Source organism: Gardnerella sp. KA00390, assembly GCF_049244075.1.
Classification (GTDB): Bacteria; Actinomycetota; Actinomycetes; order Actinomycetales; family Bifidobacteriaceae; genus Bifidobacterium; species Bifidobacterium vaginale.
The window spans coordinates 661,451-681,019 of sequence record NZ_CP058372.1 but is presented as its reverse complement, the minus strand read 5'-3'; the positions used below and the strand labels follow the sequence as shown (position 1 = coordinate 681,019).

General features: G+C 37.4%; 17 protein-coding genes. 12 read left to right on the top strand and 5 right to left on the bottom strand.

Annotated features, from left to right (window positions below; all coding sequences use genetic code 11):
- Positions 1 to 161: 161 nt before the first annotated feature.
- From HXT53_RS02570 to HXT53_RS02560, 3 genes are read right to left on the bottom strand one after another with little or no spacing between them, the layout of a single operon-like run.
- A complete protein-coding gene (locus tag HXT53_RS02570; RefSeq protein WP_020760249.1) occupies positions 162 to 2,195 on the bottom strand; it encodes a sensor histidine kinase in 2,034 nt (677 codons plus the stop codon).
- Positions 2,196 to 2,197: 2 nt separating this feature from the next.
- A complete protein-coding gene (locus HXT53_RS02565; RefSeq protein WP_004112649.1) occupies positions 2,198 to 2,938 on the bottom strand; it encodes a response regulator transcription factor in 741 nt (246 codons plus the stop codon).
- A 60-nt stretch (positions 2,939 to 2,998) separates the two neighbouring features.
- Positions 2,999 to 3,733 carry a hypothetical protein gene (locus HXT53_RS02560; RefSeq protein ID WP_020760248.1) on the bottom strand — a complete coding sequence of 245 codons (735 nt, stop codon included), beginning with the start codon at positions 3,731 to 3,733 and terminating at the stop codon, positions 2,999 to 3,001.
- A gap of 186 nt (positions 3,734 to 3,919) precedes the next feature.
- Here HXT53_RS02560 and HXT53_RS02555 point away from each other — a divergent pair, with 186 nt between their 5' ends.
- The gene (locus HXT53_RS02555) at positions 3,920 to 4,213 is read left to right on the top strand and encodes a WXG100 family type VII secretion target (RefSeq protein WP_004121657.1); all 294 of its coding nucleotides are present in this window, start codon (positions 3,920 to 3,922) and stop codon (positions 4,211 to 4,213) included.
- 118 nt (positions 4,214 to 4,331) lie between these two features.
- Here HXT53_RS02555 and groL read toward each other — a convergent pair whose 3' ends face one another.
- Complete coding sequence (groL, locus tag HXT53_RS02550) at positions 4,332 to 5,957, bottom strand: chaperonin GroEL (protein WP_004115364.1); 1,626 nt, start codon at positions 5,955 to 5,957, stop codon at positions 4,332 to 4,334.
- Positions 5,958 to 6,230: 273 nt separating this feature from the next.
- Positions 6,231 to 6,914 carry a LytR C-terminal domain-containing protein gene (locus HXT53_RS02545; RefSeq protein ID WP_004115367.1) on the bottom strand — a complete coding sequence of 228 codons (684 nt, stop codon included), beginning with the start codon at positions 6,912 to 6,914 and terminating at the stop codon, positions 6,231 to 6,233.
- 146 nt (positions 6,915 to 7,060) lie between these two features.
- Here HXT53_RS02545 and HXT53_RS02540 point away from each other — a divergent pair, with 146 nt between their 5' ends.
- The 11 genes from HXT53_RS02540 (at position 7,061) to HXT53_RS02490 (ending at position 19,367) form a co-directional block, all read left to right on the top strand.
- Positions 7,061 to 7,771, top strand: coding sequence for a uracil-DNA glycosylase (locus HXT53_RS02540; RefSeq protein ID WP_421780566.1), 711 nt, complete (start codon positions 7,061 to 7,063; stop codon positions 7,769 to 7,771).
- 61 nt (positions 7,772 to 7,832) lie between these two features.
- Positions 7,833 to 8,987, top strand: coding sequence for an AAA family ATPase (locus HXT53_RS02535; protein ID WP_421780564.1), 1,155 nt, complete (start codon positions 7,833 to 7,835; stop codon positions 8,985 to 8,987).
- Positions 8,984 to 10,018: a DUF58 domain-containing protein gene (locus HXT53_RS02530; RefSeq protein ID WP_009994213.1), complete on the top strand. Its 1,035-nt coding sequence runs from the start codon at positions 8,984 to 8,986 to the stop codon at positions 10,016 to 10,018. The genes HXT53_RS02535 and HXT53_RS02530 overlap by 4 nt, the downstream gene beginning before the upstream one ends.
- A 12-nt stretch (positions 10,019 to 10,030) precedes the next feature.
- The gene (locus tag HXT53_RS02525; RefSeq protein ID WP_004115388.1) at positions 10,031 to 10,564 is read left to right on the top strand and encodes a hypothetical protein; all 534 of its coding nucleotides are present in this window, start codon (positions 10,031 to 10,033) and stop codon (positions 10,562 to 10,564) included.
- Positions 10,561 to 11,751 (top strand): vWA domain-containing protein, encoded by a 1,191-nt coding sequence (locus tag HXT53_RS02520; protein WP_048730308.1) that lies wholly within the window; start codon positions 10,561 to 10,563, stop codon positions 11,749 to 11,751. Before HXT53_RS02525 ends, HXT53_RS02520 begins: the two co-directional genes overlap by 4 nt.
- On the top strand, positions 11,748 to 12,785 hold the full coding sequence (locus HXT53_RS02515; RefSeq protein ID WP_004118050.1) for a vWA domain-containing protein: 1,038 nt from the start codon (positions 11,748 to 11,750) through the stop codon (positions 12,783 to 12,785). The genes HXT53_RS02520 and HXT53_RS02515 overlap by 4 nt, the downstream gene beginning before the upstream one ends.
- Positions 12,782 to 13,396 carry a DUF6466 family protein gene (locus HXT53_RS02510; RefSeq protein ID WP_004115401.1) on the top strand — a complete coding sequence of 205 codons (615 nt, stop codon included), beginning with the start codon at positions 12,782 to 12,784 and terminating at the stop codon, positions 13,394 to 13,396. Before HXT53_RS02515 ends, HXT53_RS02510 begins: the two co-directional genes overlap by 4 nt.
- 118 nt (positions 13,397 to 13,514) lie before the next feature.
- A complete protein-coding gene (locus tag HXT53_RS02505; protein WP_004118052.1) occupies positions 13,515 to 13,715 on the top strand; it encodes a hypothetical protein in 201 nt (66 codons plus the stop codon).
- A gap of 5 nt (positions 13,716 to 13,720) precedes the next feature.
- Positions 13,721 to 15,391: an alpha/beta hydrolase gene (locus tag HXT53_RS02500; protein ID WP_285089101.1), complete on the top strand. Its 1,671-nt coding sequence runs from the start codon at positions 13,721 to 13,723 to the stop codon at positions 15,389 to 15,391.
- A 69-nt stretch (positions 15,392 to 15,460) separates the two neighbouring features.
- Positions 15,461 to 16,903 carry an adenylosuccinate lyase gene (gene purB / locus HXT53_RS02495; RefSeq protein ID WP_048730312.1) on the top strand — a complete coding sequence of 481 codons (1,443 nt, stop codon included), beginning with the start codon at positions 15,461 to 15,463 and terminating at the stop codon, positions 16,901 to 16,903.
- Positions 16,904 to 16,931: 28 nt separating this feature from the next.
- Positions 16,932 to 19,367: a lysylphosphatidylglycerol synthase transmembrane domain-containing protein gene (locus tag HXT53_RS02490; protein ID WP_009994202.1), complete on the top strand. Its 2,436-nt coding sequence runs from the start codon at positions 16,932 to 16,934 to the stop codon at positions 19,365 to 19,367.
- Positions 19,368 to 19,569 lie beyond the last annotated feature (202 nt).

Below are 19,569 nucleotides of genomic sequence, written 5' to 3'. Positions count from 1 at the left end.
CTATGCGAATCATCATATTCTACTATAATCCACATAACATTCACTCGGCTCACGCTTTATCAATTGTAGCGCATGAATCCCGAACAATCTAAAACAAAAACTATAAGCAATAAATTATCCGAAAAAACATGTCAAAACAAGCAAAATTATAAATAAAATAATTAATAATTTAAACTATTATCGATTTTTACAATATTATTATCGGTAACCATGCTAGAAGTATCTGTATTCTTAACCTTCTTATTATTCTCATCGTCAAATATCACATTCGGCAACACAACCGTAAGAGTTAAACCATGAGGCTTAGATTCAGATGATTCGCTTCCTACCATTGTATCATCAATAAGCTGATCACTGCTGGTCCTAGATGCACAAGACGTAGTAGCACATATAAAACCACGATGAGCTTTAACAACAGACTGAGCAATAGACATACCTAAGCCAGTACCACCCTTTTCTCTAGCACGAGATGGATCTGCAATATAGAATCGCTCAAATATGTGAGATAAAGATTCTTCAGGTACGCCAGGCCCATGATCTACCACTCGAATAACCACAAATGAGCTGCCTGTTCCAGTAGATTGGCTCACTTCCGCAGCTTCTAAGAAGTCTTTCAATGAACGAGATACAGATCCCATTTTTTGAAGAGCTTCAGGAGTAATAGAAGCCTTTAGAACACCCATACCTATCTCTACTGGAGAATCGCTTGGAGTATAGCGATGAATGTTTCCAACAATATTTGTAAGAACTTGTCGCAATCTAGCTCCGTCACCCTTTAAAGTGACTTTAGGTAACTCACCTGGAGTAAAAATAAACTTTCTATCAAGACTGCAATTTGTTGGCTTAGAGCAATTCATCAACTTCCAGTCATCAGCTAAATGCAAAGTGCCTTGCTGAATAACTCGAACTGGATCTAACGCTCTCAAATCATTTGCCGCATCAGAAAGAATAGGAGTTACTTTAACTGTCTGAGAAACATTTATTCCTCTACCCTCGTCAAATCGCGCCAGTGAAAGCAAATCTTCTACAAGTTCCGTCATTCTTTCACTAGAAGCCTTAATATGAGCAATAGAATCATCAGCTTTTTCTTGCTGACCAGGCACACCTCTCCACATGTAGTACAATTCAGCGTATCCATGAATAGCAGCTAATGGAGTACGGAGTTCATGACTTGCATCAGAAACAAATTGTTTCATTTTCTCAGTCATTGCTTCCTGGTCGTTAAATCCTTGTTCAATCTTAGAAAGCATAGAGTTCAACGAAGCAGCTAAAGATCCAACCTCCGTGTTCTCTGGTGCGGAAGGTACTCGCCTACTTAAATCTCCAGAAGCAATCTTCGACGCAGTTTTTTCTATTCTCTTTAGTGGAACAAGAGTAGATTGAATAATAAGAGCAGCTAAAACAGCACCAAGAAGAATAACTGTTATACTAACCATCACGCAATAACGTGTAAGCGTATTAACAGTATCTAATTGGTCACTTAAAGAAAGAGCTATATAAACATACCCTCTAACATGCATTTCGGAATTATATCCGCTTCGCTGACCCCATGTAAGAACAAGAACTCGCCAAGGAGATTCCGCAGCTTTTGCAGTTGTTTCATCAATACTTTTTACATCTCCATGCACTCGCGCTGGAGCAGTAAAAGGCCTACGTCTTACAACAACATTATTAATTTCGCCATCTTCTGGAAGATTCGGCATAGAAACAACATCACCTTTAAGTTTTGGAATCAAAGGTGTAGTAATAATCTTGTTATTAGTGTCTCTAATCTGCAAGAAATAATCATTAGGACCTGCAGTCTGTTCTCCAGAATCCTTACTACGAAGCAAATCTATATTGTCGTAAATAAGCTGAGCCTGATCTGTAAGCTGAGCATCGGTTTTATCCAACAGATAACTGCCAACTAATTGCCTAATAGAAAGAGAAATGCATAATGCAGCAATTGTAAGAACAACTAACGTACACGCTACCAAACGAGTACTCAACGGTATAGCATCAATATGCCTCCGCAACCATTTGGACTTAGATTTATTCTTGGTTTTTTTAGGATTATCACCAGAATAAGTCACTAATTCGGCTTTAACATTTCGATCAGCACTAACTTCGGACTGATTTAATCCGCTGTTATCAGAACCAGATGTTTTGGAACCATTATTGTAAAGCGAACCATCCACAGATTTGCTCTCACGCATAATCAGGCTTGACCTGCTTTCGGAACGCGAATCATATAGCCAATACCACGCTTCGTTTCAATAAGAGGAACAACCTTCTTTAAGCTTCCATCCTCATTTTTAATTTCAATACCATCAATCTTTTTACGAAGATAAGAAATATAGGATTCTACAATTGCTGCGTCTCCACCCCAATCATATTGCCAAACATGATTGAGAATCTGACTCTTAGACAATACTCTGCCTTCATTGTCCATCAAATAATGAAGTAACTTATACTCCGTAGGACTTAATTCAATTGGAACACCAGATCTGGAGACATCATGCGAATCCTCATTAATTTCCAAATCAGCAACGCGCACAACAGGAGTATCTTCATCTGGATCTTGAGTTCTACGCAATATTGCACGAATTCTCGCAACTACTTCTTCTAGACTAAAAGGCTTTGTAACATAATCGTCGCCACCAACAGTAAGACCCATAATCTTATCCTGAGTGTCGTCTCTAGCAGTAAGGAATAACACAGGAACAGCAACACCATTCTGGCGAATTCGCCTTGTAACCGTAAATCCGTCTATATCTGGGAGCATAACGTCCATAACAATAAGATCTGGATGTACACGCTCAATAACATCAATAGCTTCTGATCCAGAAGCTGCTGTTTCTACATCAAATCCTGCAAAGTGTAGCGATGCTACCAAAAGCTCACGAATTGAAGGTTCGTCATCGACCACAACAATAGATGCTTCTACATTCTTACCCATACTGATTAGCATCACTTATAAAACTGAATGTTTCCTGAGTGTTTCCTGAAAAAAATCGATTTATTTACGCGCCGCATGGCGTCTCTTAGCTCTTCTCAACCCTAGTGATACTTGTTTTAGAATATAGTTTCTTCTCCACAAAATAAATGCAACAAGAACAAACAAAGCAACAATAATAACAACCATAACGATTGTTGAAACTACACTTGTTCTGGAAGTTACAGAAGTTTTCTTAGACCGAGCAATCTGCTTCATAAGCATGATTGCAGATTGAGACCAATCAGCACCTTGAGAACTAATAAGAGGACGATACGCCGCATCAGAAAGCAAATCCACGGTTGTTTTTCTTTTAAGCCATTCATCAGAATTAGATGAAACTGCTACTACAAGCTTTCCATCATGAGTAGCAACAGCAAGAAGAACAGTATTACGATCTGGATTAGTGCTTGTAAGTAAATCACTAGCCCATTTTGACGGATTTTTATTTCCAGTAAAATTAGATAAATAAAGTAATTTAACCGATACACCTGTTTGTTTTTTGGTTATTGAAATCATATCTGAAACTTTTGTAACAGAATCTCCAAGAAGATTTTCTGTATCCGTAATAGAATCTGTTGCAACAATACCCAAATTCTTAGTGCTTTTATTCTGAGAATCCGCTTTTGATAATCCATCATTAGCAAAAGCTGTTGTTGGAAACAAAACACTTTCGCTCAAAAATACAATAATTACAAAAGCAGATAAGCCTTTAACCACATTGATAAAAAAATCTTTTATAAACTTTCTCGACGGCATATATTCATAATACCGTGTTTTTAGATTACAAGAAACAAGCGCAAAATAGAGCAATTTAGGCAAAACAAAAGTTAAAAAATTATAAATTTGATTTATACAAATTAATTTATACAAAAGATAAGTTTGCACGGCAAAAACTAAATGAATAACTATAAGAAAATTAACTACACTAAATGAGGAGAAAAAATGACACAATTTAGAGTTGATTCAGAACAAATTCAGCAATCTGCTGCAGCAGTTGCATCTTCGATTAATGCGATTCGAGACGCCACAAATGGAATGTACGCAAATCTCCAACAATTGCAAAGTGTATGGACTGGTCCTGCAGCTACACAATTTGCATCAACAGCTGGGCAATGGCGTGCAGCACACCAGCAAATGGAACAATCATTGCAATCCATTCAACTCGCTATGCAAAATGCTTCTAACATTTACATGGATACAGAAGCGCAAGCTACATCTTTGTTTGCAATGGGATAAACAAAATAATTAAACAATAGAATAAATAAAAAACGTGAGCGGCGATTTGTATTTTAAAACAACTCACCGCTCACATATAACAACTAGCTAAAAGCTAAGCAATACGTCTAACTTTTATTTAGTAGCCCATCTCTGCGCCAGCCTGTGGTGCAGCAGCTGGCTTCTCAGGCTTATTAGCAACCACAGCTTCTGTAGTTAAGAACAAGCCAGCGATAGAAGCAGCATTCTGTAGAGCAGAACGAGTTACCTTAACTGGGTCGGTAACGCCTGCAGCCAACAAATCTTCATAAGTATTAGTTGCAGCATTGAAGCCTTCGCCTTCTGGAAGCTCACGGACCTTGTTGAGCACAACGTCTCCAGAAACGCCGGAATTCTGAGCAATCTGCTTGATTGGAGCTTCTACAGCACGGAACACAATTGCAGCACCCGTGGCTTCTTCTCCACTAAGAGCAACAATATCAGCAGACTTCTCAACCTTAGCGGCAGCCTGAACCAAAGCTACACCACCGCCTGGAAGCAAACCCTCCTCGATAGCAGCCTTAGCATTACGAACTGCATCTTCAATGCGATGCTTACGTTCCTTAGCCTCAACTTCCGTAGCAGCACCAACCTTAATAACAGCAACGCCGCCAGCGAGCTTAGCAAGACGTTCCTGAAGCTTTTCGCGATCGTAATCGGAATCAGTGTTCTCAATTTCGGCGCGAATCTGAGCAACACGAGCCTCAACATCTTCCTTAGAGCCAGCGCCAGAAACGATAGTTGTTTCATCCTTAGAAACAATAACCTTTGCAGCATGACCAAACACAGAAGCGTCGATAGAATCAAGCTTCAAACCAAGGTCGTCAGAAACAACCTGAGCACCAGTCAAAATAGCCATATCCTGAAGCATTGCCTTACGGCGATCGCCAAATCCTGGAGCCTTTACTGCAACAGTATTGAAAGTACCGCGAATCTTGTTAAGAACAAGAGTTGGTAATGCTTCGCCATCAACATCTTCAGCAATAATGAGCAATGGCTTACCAGACTTCATAACAAGTTCAGCAACATGAACAATGTCCTGCTGGCTAGAAACCTTGCCAGAAGTGAGCAAAATGTATGGGTCTTCAAGAACAGCAGTCTGATCTTCTGCATTAGTGACGAAGTAAGGGGAAATATAACCCTTATCAAAACGCATACCTTCAGTGAAGTCCAAATCAAGACCAAACTTGTTGTTGTCTTCAACGGTAACAACACCGTCCTGACCAACCTTATCCAAAGCTTCAGCAATCTTTTCGCCAACTTCAGGATCTGCTGCAGAAATAGTTGCAGTAGCTGCAATCTGATCCTTTGTTTCAACATCCTTAGCAGATGCGAGAAGTTCCTTAACAATTGCTTCTGAAGCCTTTTCAATTCCGCGACGAAGAGCGATCGGGTTGCTACCAGCAACAACATTCTTTAAGCCTTCGTGCACCAGAGATTGAGCCAACACGGTAGCGGTTGTAGTGCCGTCACCTGCAACGTCGTCAGTCTTCTTAGCAACTTCCTTTACCAATTCGGCGCCAATACGCTCGTATGGATCTTCAAGATCGATCTCCTTAGCGATTGAAACGCCATCATTAGTGATGGTTGGGGCGCCGTAAGACTTATCAAGAACAACGTTACGACCCTTTGGACCAAGAGTCACCTTTACTGTATTTGCAAGCTTATCAAGACCAGCAAGCATACCCTGACGGGCATCTTCTTCATAGGCAATAATCTTTGCCATTATTCCTCCACATAACTTAACTATGGAACACTCACTCAAACCGTCGAAATCTAACCAACCGTCAGCTGTTGATTAAACCTGCAACATTAGAGTGCTAAATGAAGATTAGCACTCTAAGTGCCCGAGTGCCAACTATATTCAAAAATATATAGAAAAAATCTATAAGCAAAATCAAAAATAGCCAAGCAAAAAGCCACTCTATACGACTTTCTACTCGACTATTTAAGAAATTATTTATTATTGAAATTTATTGCAAAATGAGTAAATAGCAATTTACTTGCACAAAACAACAACTATTGTGGTAGTTATTTCACTAGTTGCCTCAACATTGCTAATACCCAAAGTTTTAGCAATGTCTTGTGCAGCAGCACGATTTTCATCTCCCTTGTACCAAACAACAGAATCCGAAGGAACATTACCTTTAGGATTTGCAGCTTCTACATTTGCATAACCAGCTTGCTTAAGCTTTCCAGCTTCTTGAGCTGCATGACCCTGAATTTTAGTTGCATTAACAACTTTTACTTGAACTGTCTTGTTAATATCTGCTGTCGAAGAGTCATTGTTAGCATTAGAGTCTTTAGAAGAATTCTTATCTTCTTTATCTTGCTTTTTATCTGACTTATTTGTTTCTTCTGGGTCCTTATCCTCGTCTGAATCATCGCCATCAGCTTTGTCAGATTTACTCTTGCTCTCATCAATTTTGCCATTTTTATTGCCATTAGAAGACTTGGAAATTGCTGAATTATTTGCACTCCAAGGCATACGAATATTGTTGATTTCTCCAGACATAACCGCCCATGCCAGAAGACCCAACACAACAGCAACAACTAGCACAACAACATATGGGAACAATACAGCATACCACGCGCGATTTCCACGATGTACTCCAACAGGACCTTCTGGTGGATTATCGAAATCATCAGTCGTGAATGACACGTTCTGGCTATTGTTCGCCATAATTGTATCCCTTCCAAAAAATCATTAAAACAGTATGGAATACATACTAGCGAATGCCTCGCACAAAACATAAGATAAATGGAAATATAAAAAATTATTATTATTTGCTGCACATATTTGTCATTTATGTTTTAAAGTTATTAACCATGGAGATTAAACAGCGAAAGTCTTTACACGATTTAATAGACCCAGATTGGGCAGACGCTCTTGAACCAGTAGAACCACAAGTTCACAAAATGGGAGACTTTTTAAGAGATGAACTATCTAACGGGAGGCGATTCCTGCCAGAAAGTCACAATATTCTCAGAGCTTTTACAATACCTTTTAAAGAAATAAAGGTTCTTATTGTTGGTCAAGACCCATATCCTACTCCAGGTCATCCTGTAGGACTTAGTTTCTGCGTTGCTCCAAACGTTAAACCATTACCTAAAAGTCTTATTAATATTTATAAAGAATTAGTTAGTGATTTAAATGTACCAATACCAAAGAATGGTGACTTAACACCGTGGACTCAAAAAGGCGTTATGCTACTAAACAGGTGCCTTAGCGTTGAAGTAGGTAGACCTAATAGTCATCAGGGAAAGGGCTGGGAAGAAATTACCGATGCAGCTATTACCGCATTGAATAACCGTGTAGATAATAACGGCAAGCATATTCCTCTGGTTGCAATTTTGTGGGGAAGAAATGCTCAAAGTCTTGCTCCTCTTCTCACAAACGCAATCATTATTCAATCCCCTCACCCAAGTCCTCTTTCTGCCTCTAGAGGATTTTTTGGTTCTCGTCCATTTTCAAGAGCAAACCAGGCTTTAATATCGTTAGGATCAACACCAATAGATTGGACTCTCCCTAGCGAATAGTAAAGATTATTTAAAGTAGTAAAATCATCTAAAGTAGTAAACATCAGTTAGAATGAAACGCATGGCATTATTCCCTCCACAACCAAGCAAACAAAACGATAACGCTAATACTGGCGTATTTAATCTTCCTCCACAACCACGTGCAGTTACACCTAACAATACAATGGTCAACAATACAATAGCTAATCAAATTGTTGACTCTGTAAATCAACCAGTATCTGCTGGTGTTTCTAATGAAGATATTAAACGAGCTCAACAGATCGCTGATATTCTTCGTTCTAGGTTTGCACAAACACTTGTTGGACAGGATTCTCTCAGAGAATCACTTATTTTAACTCTTGCTGCTGGAGGACATATTCTTATTGAGTCCGTTCCTGGATTGGCTAAAACCACAGCGGCTCAGACTCTTGCTACAGCAATGTCTGGAAGTTTTAAAAGAGTGCAATGCACTCCTGATTTAATGCCAGCAGATTTGGTTGGAACACAAGTTTTTGACTTCGCTTCTCAAAGATTCACAACACAAATTGGACCTATTCACGCTAACGTAATTCTTCTAGATGAAATTAATCGTTCTAACGCAAAAACACAATCCGCTATGCTTGAAGCAATGGCAGAAGGCGCCACAACTATTGGTGGAGAACGCATTAATCTTCCTCAGCCTTTTATGGTTATCGCTACACAAAACCCTATTGAAGAAGAAGGAACTTTTAATCTTCCAGAAGCACAAATGGATCGCTTTATGATTAAAGCAATTATGTCGTATCCTTCCTTCAACGAAGAAGTTAGTATGCTGAAGCTTTTAACCAATAGAGGTAGTGATGTTTTCAATCCAGAATCTTTAAATAATCAGAAGATTAGCCTTCAGGATGTCACTTTCTTAAGATCGGCAACTCGCAGAGTACATGTTTCGGAAGCAGTTATGAAGTATGCAGTAGATATTGTTGCAACTTCTAGAGGAGAAGGTAGTCACCCTCTTAAAACTATTTCTTCTCTAGTTAGAATGGGCGCAAGCCCTAGAGCTTCTATCGCGTTAATCCGTATCGGTCAGGCACAGGCTCTTCTTGCTGGAAGAGATTACGTAATACCGGAAGACGTTAAAAAGTTTGCTCATGATGTTCTTAGACACAGGATTCTTCTTACTTTTGAAGCTTTAGCCGATTCTATTACAAGTGATCAGATTATTGACGCAATAGTGAAAACGGTTCCTGCACCATGATCTTTGCAAATCCGTTTTTTACAAGAATGTTAAAATCTTTTACAAAATCTGATTTTGTGGTACAAGATACTAAAAGAAGCTTATTAGTTTCAAATTCTGCTAAAAAGATTAGGCGAAAGATTGAAGAATTAGATAATCGTCTGAATTTACCTGTAGCCAAAAAATCGTTGGGTGTTTTTGAAGGAGAGCATCCGTCCAATCATAACTTTGGAAATGGTGATTTAGTTGACATTCACTCATGGCAGCCTGGTGATGAAGCTAGAATGATGAACTGGAAAGCTAGCGCTAGACTTGGCGAGCCAATGGTCTCTTCTAGAGAAAGAAACTGTTCTTCTAAGACTTGGATTCTTGTAGATTCTAGCGCGAACATGAATGCTTCATGTTCTTGTAATGGACTTAACGAGTATTTGTACGAGGCAGCTTCTAATTCAGCGTGTTTCTTTGCGTCTTTAAGTATAAAACGTAACGATTCATTAAACTGCGTTTTATTTGACGGTAACGATATTATAAAGATTCCTTCATCTAGGAATCTTCCTGATTTTGAACGTAATTTGGATAAAAATATATATAAAACACGTAAAAAACTTAGAGATACAAATACGATCATAAATTTTGCTAATTCAATTAATCAATCACGCGGATTAATAGTAATTATCACGGATGAATATGCAATTTCGTCAAAACATTTTGATGATTTGCAAAAAATTTCAAGACTACACTCATTGATCGTGGTAACAATATGTCCAATTAATCCATTTAATTCATATAAAGTTACGCCAATAATTGACGGTACAACAATGCGAGAAATTCCAGCATTCTTAAAAGATGATTCTTGCGCTAAAGAAGTTAATACACATAGAGCTTTTGTCAATAACGCATTGCACGAAATTCTAAATAACACAGGATCATCGCTTATACGCGGTTCTTCTAGTGAACAAATATTCCATTCTTCGACGAAATTTATATCGAAAGCTACCTTACAGAGTATGTTTTCTGGCGCTAAAAGCAATAAAGATTTACGCTTGAGTTAGTGTGGTAAGTCGATGAGTATTCTTGATGTTAATAAAATTCTAAACGATGATTCAATGCTATTTGCATTTATTGGCTTAAGTCTAATAATCGCATGCGCTGCTTTCGTAGTTCTATATGCTGCAATTTATAAAATAAACACTAAAGGGGATTCTAAGCAAAAAGTTAAAAATGCTGCTCATACATTGAATGCCAATAAGCAAGAATGGCGTAAAAAGATTGATTTAGTGGTAAGCCAATATCATGAAAATAAAATTGAGAAAGATCAGGCTTTTGCAAAATTAGCGCAAATAGCTAGACAATATGTTTCCATAATGAGTGGCGAAAACATTAAATCGCATACACTTGGAGAAATCAGTTCACTTAGAAAATCTTGGAAAAACACTCATGGAGCAGATCTTTTAAGACAAACAATCGCAGCATTATATCCTCCTGAATTTGCAGATAGCACATATAATAATCAAGCTAAAAATACAGATGTGGATCAGGGTGCAAGATGGGTTCTTATTCTGCTAGAAAGTTGGAAAACAAAGGAGAATAAAAGATGACATTCTCCACATTATCATTCTCAACATTATGTAACTGCCAAATATATAATTATTCAACACTAGTTTCATCCATTTTCTCTATGCGACTTAAATGGCCAATAGTCCTATTTTTTGGTGTTTTAGCAAGCGTAATAATTCTTATAACTGTATTAGTGATTAGCGAGGTTAAACGACACAACTTAAAGAATCATTCGTACAATTCAAGAAACATTTTAGAATCAAGCTTTTTGAGAACATTTACTTTAGACGAGGATTTGCAAGGAAGTTTATGTGCTAGAAAATGGAGACTATGGAATATTCTTCGCAAATTCTCTTTTATAATGCTTATCCTAGCTCTTATATGCACTACAATTCTCAGCTCTAGACCTTCAAGAGTTTTAAACGCAAACGAACAATCAAGCTCTAGAGATATTGTTTTATGCTTAGATGTTTCTGGATCTACTCTGCCGTATGATTTGGAAGTTATTAACGCTTATTTGAAATTTGTTGAGCATTTTCAAGGCGAGCGCATTGGTTTGAGTATTTTTAATTCAACTTCTAGGACTGTTTTTCCTCTTACAGACGATTATTCACTTGTTAAAAAACAGTTGCAATACGCCTCTAAGCTGTTGGATGGAGTTCAAACACAAGACAAAATCGACAATATGCAACAAAAGCAGTATCAGCAAATTTCCACGTGGCTTGATGGTACGCAAAACCGAAAAGAAGCAACATCGTTAATTGGCGATGGTCTTGTTAGTTGCGCTGCAATGATTCCTGGAGTTGTATATGGTTCTTCTAGCAACTCCCAAAAACCTCATAATCGTCTTAATCGTAGTGCATCTATTGTTTTAGCTACAGATAATGTTGTTTCTGGAAAACCAGTTTACTCTCTTAAGCAAGCTTTAGATTTAACAAAGCGAGCTAATATTCAAGTCGATGGATTGTATTCTGGATCTACTCAAAGCGAAAATGAGAACACTACTAATCAGATGCGTGAACTTATTGAAAAAAATGGTGGCATTTTCTTAACTCAGCATAATTCTGATTCTGTTTTAGCTTTGGTACGTAAAATTGAACAGCAGCACACAATTATGCAAAAGGACTCTACACAATCAGCGTTAAGCGATGATCCTAGTATTGCAACAATATTTGCGGTTATTTTTGTAACTCTCTGGCTTATTTCAGCGAGAAGGATAAAACGATGAAAATATCTTTTAGTTGGATTTCGCTAGTTGCTATTGCGATTCTTGGCATTTTGGCATTATATGAAATTTTCCCAATTAATCGCAAAAACCTTAGTTCGGACGAGACAATTTATATGAGGGTTCGAAGAGTGTTAATATGCGTTCTTCTAGCTATTTGTGCATTATGCCCTTGTGTTATGAAAAGCACCTTGCAACGCTCTCTTAATGCTACAAATGTTATATTTGTTTTAGATGTTACTGGCTCTATGAATGTTAATGATTCTAAGGATTTAAACAACAACACAACCACTAGGTTTAATTCTGCAAAACAAATAATAAAACAAATTACAAATAATTACATAAACGCAAGTTTTACTGCTATTAGGTTTGGAGCGTCTTCTAGTGTTGATGTTCCACTTACGCCAGATTCTAATGCAATTGAAAATTGGGTTGATACTATCAACACTGAACCTGTTGGAGTTTCAAATGGAACTAGTTTGGATGCTCCCCTAGATAAAACTCTTCTTGAAGCTAAGGCAATTCATGACGCTCATCCGCAAGACGTTACAGTTTTATATTTAATAAGCGATGGAGAAGAAACAACTTCTAGAAAGCGTAGAACATTCTCATCTCTACGCGGATACGTGAATCATGCTTATGTTATTGGCGTAGGTTCTAAAAATGGCGGGAAAATCCCAAATACCACCACTAAGCTAAATGATTTAGATGATATAAATTCTACAGATTCTTCTACAAAACAATCTGGTAAATGGATTATTGACCCATCTACTGGAAAACCTGGAATATCTAAGATGGATCCGCAGAATCTTAAGAATATAGCTGATGAGGTTAGTGGAAAATATGTTGACTCTAGCAAAAATCACTCTATTGGATTAGAAGCAAAAAATATTCTTTCTAAACAATGGAGACAGAACAATACTGTTAAGCCGAGACTTAGACCTGAGCCAATCGTTTGGCCTTTTGCTATTCTTGCAAGCATATTGATTCTTTGGGAATTATCATGCTGGATTACAAAATCAAGGAAGCTTATATGATTAGCAGAATCACACCTAAGTCACTCCTAAGATTTTCTCTTGTTACTTTATCTTCTATTGTTATAGCCTTATGCGCTATATCAGCTTATTTGTCTATTACTAATCTTAAAGCAGAATCAACGTATAATTCTGCCACAAAATCACTAATAAATAACATAAAAGCGTCAAAAAAAGTTGATGCAGATATAGAAATATTGCTCGTATCTCAAAAACAGGTTGATGATCAATTTAGCGAAGCAAAATCGCCATACACTATTCTTTTACCTCATATAAAAAATAGTATTGAGCACAACGCACTAATATCTAAAAGACTTACTAGATTCTTACAAAAACAAATTGATGAAGATAAAAAGAATACTGATTCTAGTACACAATCCAACTATAATGACCGAAACCAAAAAAATAATTTGCAGGACAAATCTGGGAATTCTAGTTTAAGCGATTCTCAAAAAAAGAAGGTCGAAGACTTATTAAAACAAAACAATCAAAAAGATCAAGACCAGAATCAAATAAACCAATCCGAAAAAGATTACAGCAATAATGATTCAAATAGTAAGTCTGGAAAAACAAAGTCTTCTAAACAAGAAGATTCAAGTAACAAGCCGTGGTAAAGGTAATAAAAAAATATCTAATAGAATATAAACCCTTATATTTCAATATTTTGGAACCTTTAACCACATTAAAAGATTTTTCGTGACTATTTAAAAAACATTGTGTGTAATACTTTGTATGCATACATTTAATAATTATTACTGGCTGATAGCAAGAACAGAACAATGTTCTAACAGCGTGCTTGGCGAAGCACATTCAAATACTCTTAAAGATTGGCATGGAAAAGCCGCAAACGCGTTCAATGAAGAAATGTTTAATGTTGCCAAAAAAGCATGCGAAATTAGCTCTATTAACTCAAAAATCAACTTATGGAGGTGAATTTAATGCCTTGGAGAGTTAAATCAACAATAACAGGTGGGAAAACTATTAGCGTAGCTGATGCTAGCGAATACAAAACAAAATCCGCAAAATTACAAGAACTATCCAACGATTTCCACTCGTTAAGCACAAGCTGGATGCAAGCTGCAATGCAGATTGAAAGTCAAAAATCGTCTGTTTTCTCTGAAAATAACAAAAATTTTAATGGTTATTTTAATGACGATTCTTTACAACCGCTATTGGATCCTGCAGAATGCAGAATAAAATCAAGCCAATGTGAATCGTTATCAAATAAACTTGATGAATTATCTTCTCTAATAATCAGAGCAAATAATCTATATGCTAACGCAGAATACAAAAATAGAGAAAACTTAGATAATCTTGTATCGATTGGTACAAGTATATTCCCTATTACAGCAGTACCATTCTTTGCAAGCGTAGGATTTAGCATACTTTTAGATATGACTCAAAAAAGCGGTATGAAAAACTTTTCTAAATGGAGTCATGAAACTGCACCAATTCAACAAGGCTTTATTAGAGGCTTTTCTAAGCATTTTCTAATAAACCCCGTAACAGGAATCCCTATTCGTCTTTTTTCTAGTATTCAAGAAAAGAACGATGTAAAACATTCAAAAGCACCAGTTTCCACTTTTGCAAGCGCATTAAGCTTGTTTAGCGCAAAAATCAACGATGCAAACCAAGGGAATAATCTTAAAGTAACAAAAATTAGATTAACTCACAGAGAATATTCGAAAATATTGCATTACAGAGGAAGCAATATTAGTCAAGCTCTTGCAAATCTAACAGATCTTTCAAATGGAAACCTTGGCGTAAAACCGCCTAAAATAAACGCAGATGCAGCAACAATAGCAATACAACGCTTTAAGAAAAAAGACGGTAGCATATCTTGGCTTGTTACAATACCTGGAACAGATGGCAAACCAAAATCTCCTTTTGGATGGCCACAAAACGCAGAAGTTATGAGTAGTTCTAAAAACGTAAGACAAAATGCAGACAGCACAAGAATGGTTATAGAAGCCATGAGAAAAAGCGGAATTAAAGCAAAAGACTCAGTTATTCTTGTTGGACATTCACAAGGAGGAATTGTAGCTGCAAGCATAGCTAGCGATTACTCAAAACAATACAACATAAAACACATAGTAACTGCTGGATCTCCAATAGCAAACCATCCAATACCAAATAAAACTTGGGTCACAAGCATAGAAATGGAAGACGAACTAGTTCCTACCTTAGATGGCGCATCTAATCCAAATAGAAATAATTGGGTTACAATACATGGAACTGCAAAGAAAAGCGCTACTGCTCACAATGGCACAATCGCCCCTAAAACAGCTCATAATGCAATATACAATTCACTTGTTGTAAATGTAATAAAATCGCAAAACAAAAATAAAGAAAATAATAAGAAAAACAATAAACAATACAGAACTAAAAGTTATAAAAATGAAAAACTTTTTGAAAAAGATGGAATCTTAGTAAAAAATGTACCAGAAGAAGGAACGCTCACACATGATTTGAATTATCATAAAGCAGCTTATGAAGACGCTCATCAACTTGGATCTAAAGAGATACGAATGCAAGAAGAGCATTTTAGAAAAACACTAGGTGACGAATTAGAAGAAACAACACTATGGCAAGGAATTATGAGCCATTAACTATGCGCCATTAACTAATAACCGCTCAAAACACCTAGTAGTTTCATGCCATGCTGTAACCTTTAAAGTATGAAGCTTACTGATATTTGCCCTGCTATTGCTTTGACTCCGCTAGACGGAAGATACCACAATCAAACTGTTGATCTTGTAGAATTTCTAAGCGAACCAGCCTTAAACCGCGAGCGCATGCGCGTAGAGGTTGAATGGATGATCCTTTTAGCAAACGGATACAAGGGAAACGGATTCAAAACCATTGTAGACGGCGTAAATCCTTTAATAGATGAAGAATGCGATTATTTGCGTGCAATTCCAGAAAATTTTGGAGCAGAAGGAATAAAACGCCATGCAGCTCACGAAGCTATAACACATCACGACGTTAAAGCTGTTGAATACTACATTGACGACGAGTTAGACAAAGCAGAGCAAGTATTAGGGCATAAAACCCAGCTTAGCAATCTTAAAACATTAGTTCATTTTGCATGCACGAGTGAAGATATAAACAATCTTTCTATAGCGAGGTGCGTAAAAAACGCGGTTGAAAACGTATACACGCCAAATTTGAAAGCTATTGTCGATTACTTAACCCAAAAAGCACAAGAGTATAGAGATATGCCAATGCTATCTCTCACTCACGGTCAGCCTGCCACTCCTACAACTTTAGGTAAAGAGCTTGCAGTGTTTGTTTATAGACTAAATCGCCAGCTAAAACACCTTAACTCCCAAGAGTATCTTGGAAAGATAAATGGTGCTACTGGAACTTTTGGCGCTCATCTTGCTGCTTTCCCTAATGTTGATTGGCTTAGCGTTTCTAAAGAATTTGTAGAAAATAGAATGGGTCTTTGCTTCAATCCTCTTACAACGCAAATCGAAAGCCACGATTGGCAAGCAGAGCTTTATAGCACAGTAAGTCACATTAATCATATTCTTCACAATCTTGCTGTAGACGTGTGGATGTACATTTCTCGCGGAGTTTTTGTACAAGTTCCAGTTAAAGGAGCTACAGGATCTTCCACAATGCCTCACAAAGTGAATCCTATTCGATTCGAAAACGCGGAAGCAAATCTTGAGATTTCTTGCGCACTTTTCGACACTCTTTGCGCAACTCTTACCGAGAGCCGTTGGCAGCGAGACTTAACAGATTCAACTACTCAACGAAACGTTGGTTCCGCATTCGGTTATGCTCTTCTTGCTTTGAACAATCTTCTTGGCGGCTTAAAGTCGATTCATCCAAACACGCAAATGATGAGCGAAGAGCTTAACAGCAACTGGGAAGTTCTTGGAGAACCAATCCAAACTGCTATGAGAGCTCAAGAAATTGCTGGCGTAGAAGGAATGGAACGTCCATATGAGCAGGTTAAAGAATTAATGCGCGGTCATAGTATTTCTAGACAAGATGTTGAAAAGTTTATATCTTCTAGAAACTTTGATAGAGAAACAGCAAATAGGTTGAAAGCTCTTACACCAGAATCTTATACTGGTATTGCATCTAGGCTGGTTGATTTTATTCGATAATTTTATTTAATAAATAAACGGTGTGTTTATGCAATCGCAAGTAGAAGAAAATTTGGTTATTAATGACACGAGGCCTAAATTAGTTCGTAATTGGGCTGACTTGATTTACGCGATTATATCTATTGCACTAGGAACTGCGGTTGTACTGTTTACAATGTGTTTTTCTGGCACAACCGCAGGCGTAGAGCACGATGCAAAAAATGCTGGAAAAATTATTGTGTGGATTGTAACTGGATTACCATCTTCTCTTTTCCAGCAAGCAATTACAATCGCCATAGTAGCTAGCGTAGTAATTTCTATGATTAACGCAAGACGTTGGATTGATACAACGATATCTACACTAACCTTGCTATTAACATATCCTCTCGTATGGTATATTTCTTATCTTCTCACTGCTTTAAATAATGCTCCACTATTTACATCATTTAACTCAATTTCCAGCAGTCACGGTACTGAATTATTGCCAGACATATACGCGGTAATAGTTGCTTTTTTAACCGTTAGTGGACCTAGACGAGATAGTAAAGTCGTAAGAATATCTTGGCAAGCATTAATAATTGCTTCACCTATACTAATAGTCACATCATGGCATTCACTAACAGGTGTTTTAACATCTTGGTGTATTGGTCGCGCTATAGGTACAATAATCAGATTTATTAAAGGCACTCGCAGCAAAGGTGCTTGGGGAAAAGATATAGTTGACGCATTAGAAAATATTGGAATTACTCATCTTGTTCAATTAAACAGACGTACACTAACTACAGACCATAATGGTGTTCTGAAATCTAGCCTTGATGACGATCTGATTGAAAATTCAAGGCTATACGATGCGATTGATATTCATGGAACAAGATACGTGATTTCGGTTCTAGATAATCAGGTTCACTTGCCAGGATATCTAAATCAGCTATGGCAATGGATTAAGCTAATAGATATACCAGTTAGACGAGATCGTTCTGCAAGACACTCCATACATCATCATCTTTCAATGCTTCTTGTTCTTAGGAGCTTGCACTTAGCTACAGCAAACGTTTACGGAGTAACAGATTGTGGAAAATCTTCAATAATGGTATTCCACACCGATAATGTACTTGTGCCATGCAATTTAAACACGCTTACAATTAAAGATGCGGAAAGACTTATGCGCTACCTCGATATTGCAAACAATCGAGGAATAACACATAGAAGAATAAGCCCAGAAACACTTGCAAGGCTAGAAGATGGAACTCCGGTTATTGCAGGATGGCAAAATGGTGATGTTGCTAGCGACGACACCAATATTGCTTTAGACAAAGTACAACTGTTATCAATAATCGCAACATGCATTGATACAAGTAGCGCTATAGACGCTGCTATGAATACTTGGGGCGCAGATAAACTAGCTCAAATAATGCCTTTTATGCAAAAAGCTGCTATTCCTTCATCAACTAGAGCATTAACGTCTTGGAATAAGAAATTGTTTGAAGAACTTAAAACTAAGCTAGGTGAAAAGGTATGCGAGCACACAGATGACGAAGATTATGATACAGTGCGATTAGCCCGTTTTAATATTAGATTCTTCGTTACGCTGATTCTTATTGTTGCAGCTCTGGCTGCTATTGCAACACAATGGCATCCTCAAGAAATTGTATCTGCTCTTAAACGCGCGGATACATTAATGGTTCTATTATGCTTTGCGTTCAGCTTGCTAGCTTGGGTAGGTTCTGCGATTACAGTTGGATCTTTTATGGACGATTCACGCCCTTCTGCTGGCGTTCTGTTTACATCACAAGCTGCTTCTGGGTTTACAGCTGTTTCCATGCCAGCTGGCGTAGGACCAGCCTTTGTGAACATGCAAATTATAAAAAAGAATGGGTATTCGGCTGCTCAAGCCACAGCCATTACAAGTGCAGTTTGGCTTTTACAAGCACTTGTTACAGCTTTAGTTATGTTCTGCGTAGGCATTTTTACTGGTAAAAATGTGCTTTCTGGAATGATTCCTACACACATGCTCATAACAGTAATAGGAATAGTAACGCTAATCATATGCACTTTTATGATTATTACACCTATTCGAAAATTTATACGTAAAAGATATCTTCCTATTCTTTCAGATTATGGTAAACAGATTAAAGAGCTAATAAGTAGCCCTAAACAGCTCATTAAAGGCACTGTAGGCGGTCTTATTCTTGTTTTTGCAACAGGACTGGGATATTGGGTAGCTCTTCTTGCTTTCGGCTACTATGCAAACCCTTGGGAAACAGTGCTACTGTTCCTAGTTGCCAATACTGCTGGTTCCGCTGTTCCTACACCAGGTGGATTGGGAGCTGTTGAAGCTTCACTTACTTTTGCTTTTACCTCAGTTGGAATTCATCCAACTATCGCATTATCTGCTACCCTACTTTACAGACTCATGTTCTACTGGCTAAGAATACCAATAGGCGCTTTTGCTATGAAAAGTCTTAGTAACCGCGGATTAGTTTAGACCATGTAACATATGCTTAAAAAGCTAGACAGCTTAGTATGGTCTGCTTAAAATCTTGAAAAACCAACTTTCTTATTATATAAGATTATTTAGTTGATAATAGTATAAATAAACCTATATAAGGCATTTCTACGATTTTAAAGTATTTTATCAAGCAAAAAATCTAAAAAATCGTAAAAAAATCTCGGAAAAACGGCGAAAA

Excerpts from the sequence above, each read along its gene's own strand:
- HXT53_RS02560 (WP_020760248.1), bottom strand. The coding sequence starts at position 3,733 with ATGCCGTCGAGAAAGTTTATAAAAGATTTTTTTATCAATGTGGTTAAA.
- HXT53_RS02525 (WP_004115388.1), top strand. The coding sequence starts at position 10,031 with ATGAGTATTCTTGATGTTAATAAAATTCTAAACGATGATTCAATGCTA.
- HXT53_RS02555 (WP_004121657.1), top strand. The coding sequence starts at position 3,920 with ATGACACAATTTAGAGTTGATTCAGAACAAATTCAGCAATCTGCTGCA.
- purB (WP_048730312.1), top strand. The coding sequence starts at position 15,461 with ATGAAGCTTACTGATATTTGCCCTGCTATTGCTTTGACTCCGCTAGAC.
- HXT53_RS02500 (WP_285089101.1), top strand. The coding sequence starts at position 13,721 with ATGCCTTGGAGAGTTAAATCAACAATAACAGGTGGGAAAACTATTAGC.
- HXT53_RS02530 (WP_009994213.1), top strand. The coding sequence starts at position 8,984 with ATGATCTTTGCAAATCCGTTTTTTACAAGAATGTTAAAATCTTTTACA.
- groL (WP_004115364.1), bottom strand. The coding sequence starts at position 5,957 with ATGGCAAAGATTATTGCCTATGAAGAAGATGCCCGTCAGGGTATGCTT.
- HXT53_RS02515 (WP_004118050.1), top strand. The coding sequence starts at position 11,748 with ATGAAAATATCTTTTAGTTGGATTTCGCTAGTTGCTATTGCGATTCTT.
- HXT53_RS02545 (WP_004115367.1), bottom strand. The coding sequence starts at position 6,914 with ATGGCGAACAATAGCCAGAACGTGTCATTCACGACTGATGATTTCGAT.
- HXT53_RS02565 (WP_004112649.1), bottom strand. The coding sequence starts at position 2,938 with ATGGGTAAGAATGTAGAAGCATCTATTGTTGTGGTCGATGACGAACCT.
- HXT53_RS02490 (WP_009994202.1), top strand. The coding sequence starts at position 16,932 with ATGCAATCGCAAGTAGAAGAAAATTTGGTTATTAATGACACGAGGCCT.
- HXT53_RS02505 (WP_004118052.1), top strand. The coding sequence starts at position 13,515 with ATGCATACATTTAATAATTATTACTGGCTGATAGCAAGAACAGAACAA.
- HXT53_RS02570 (WP_020760249.1), bottom strand. The coding sequence starts at position 2,195 with ATGCGTGAGAGCAAATCTGTGGATGGTTCGCTTTACAATAATGGTTCC.
- HXT53_RS02535 (WP_421780564.1), top strand. The coding sequence starts at position 7,833 with ATGGCATTATTCCCTCCACAACCAAGCAAACAAAACGATAACGCTAAT.
- HXT53_RS02510 (WP_004115401.1), top strand. The coding sequence starts at position 12,782 with ATGATTAGCAGAATCACACCTAAGTCACTCCTAAGATTTTCTCTTGTT.
- HXT53_RS02520 (WP_048730308.1), top strand. The coding sequence starts at position 10,561 with ATGACATTCTCCACATTATCATTCTCAACATTATGTAACTGCCAAATA.
- HXT53_RS02540 (WP_421780566.1), top strand. The coding sequence starts at position 7,061 with ATGGAGATTAAACAGCGAAAGTCTTTACACGATTTAATAGACCCAGAT.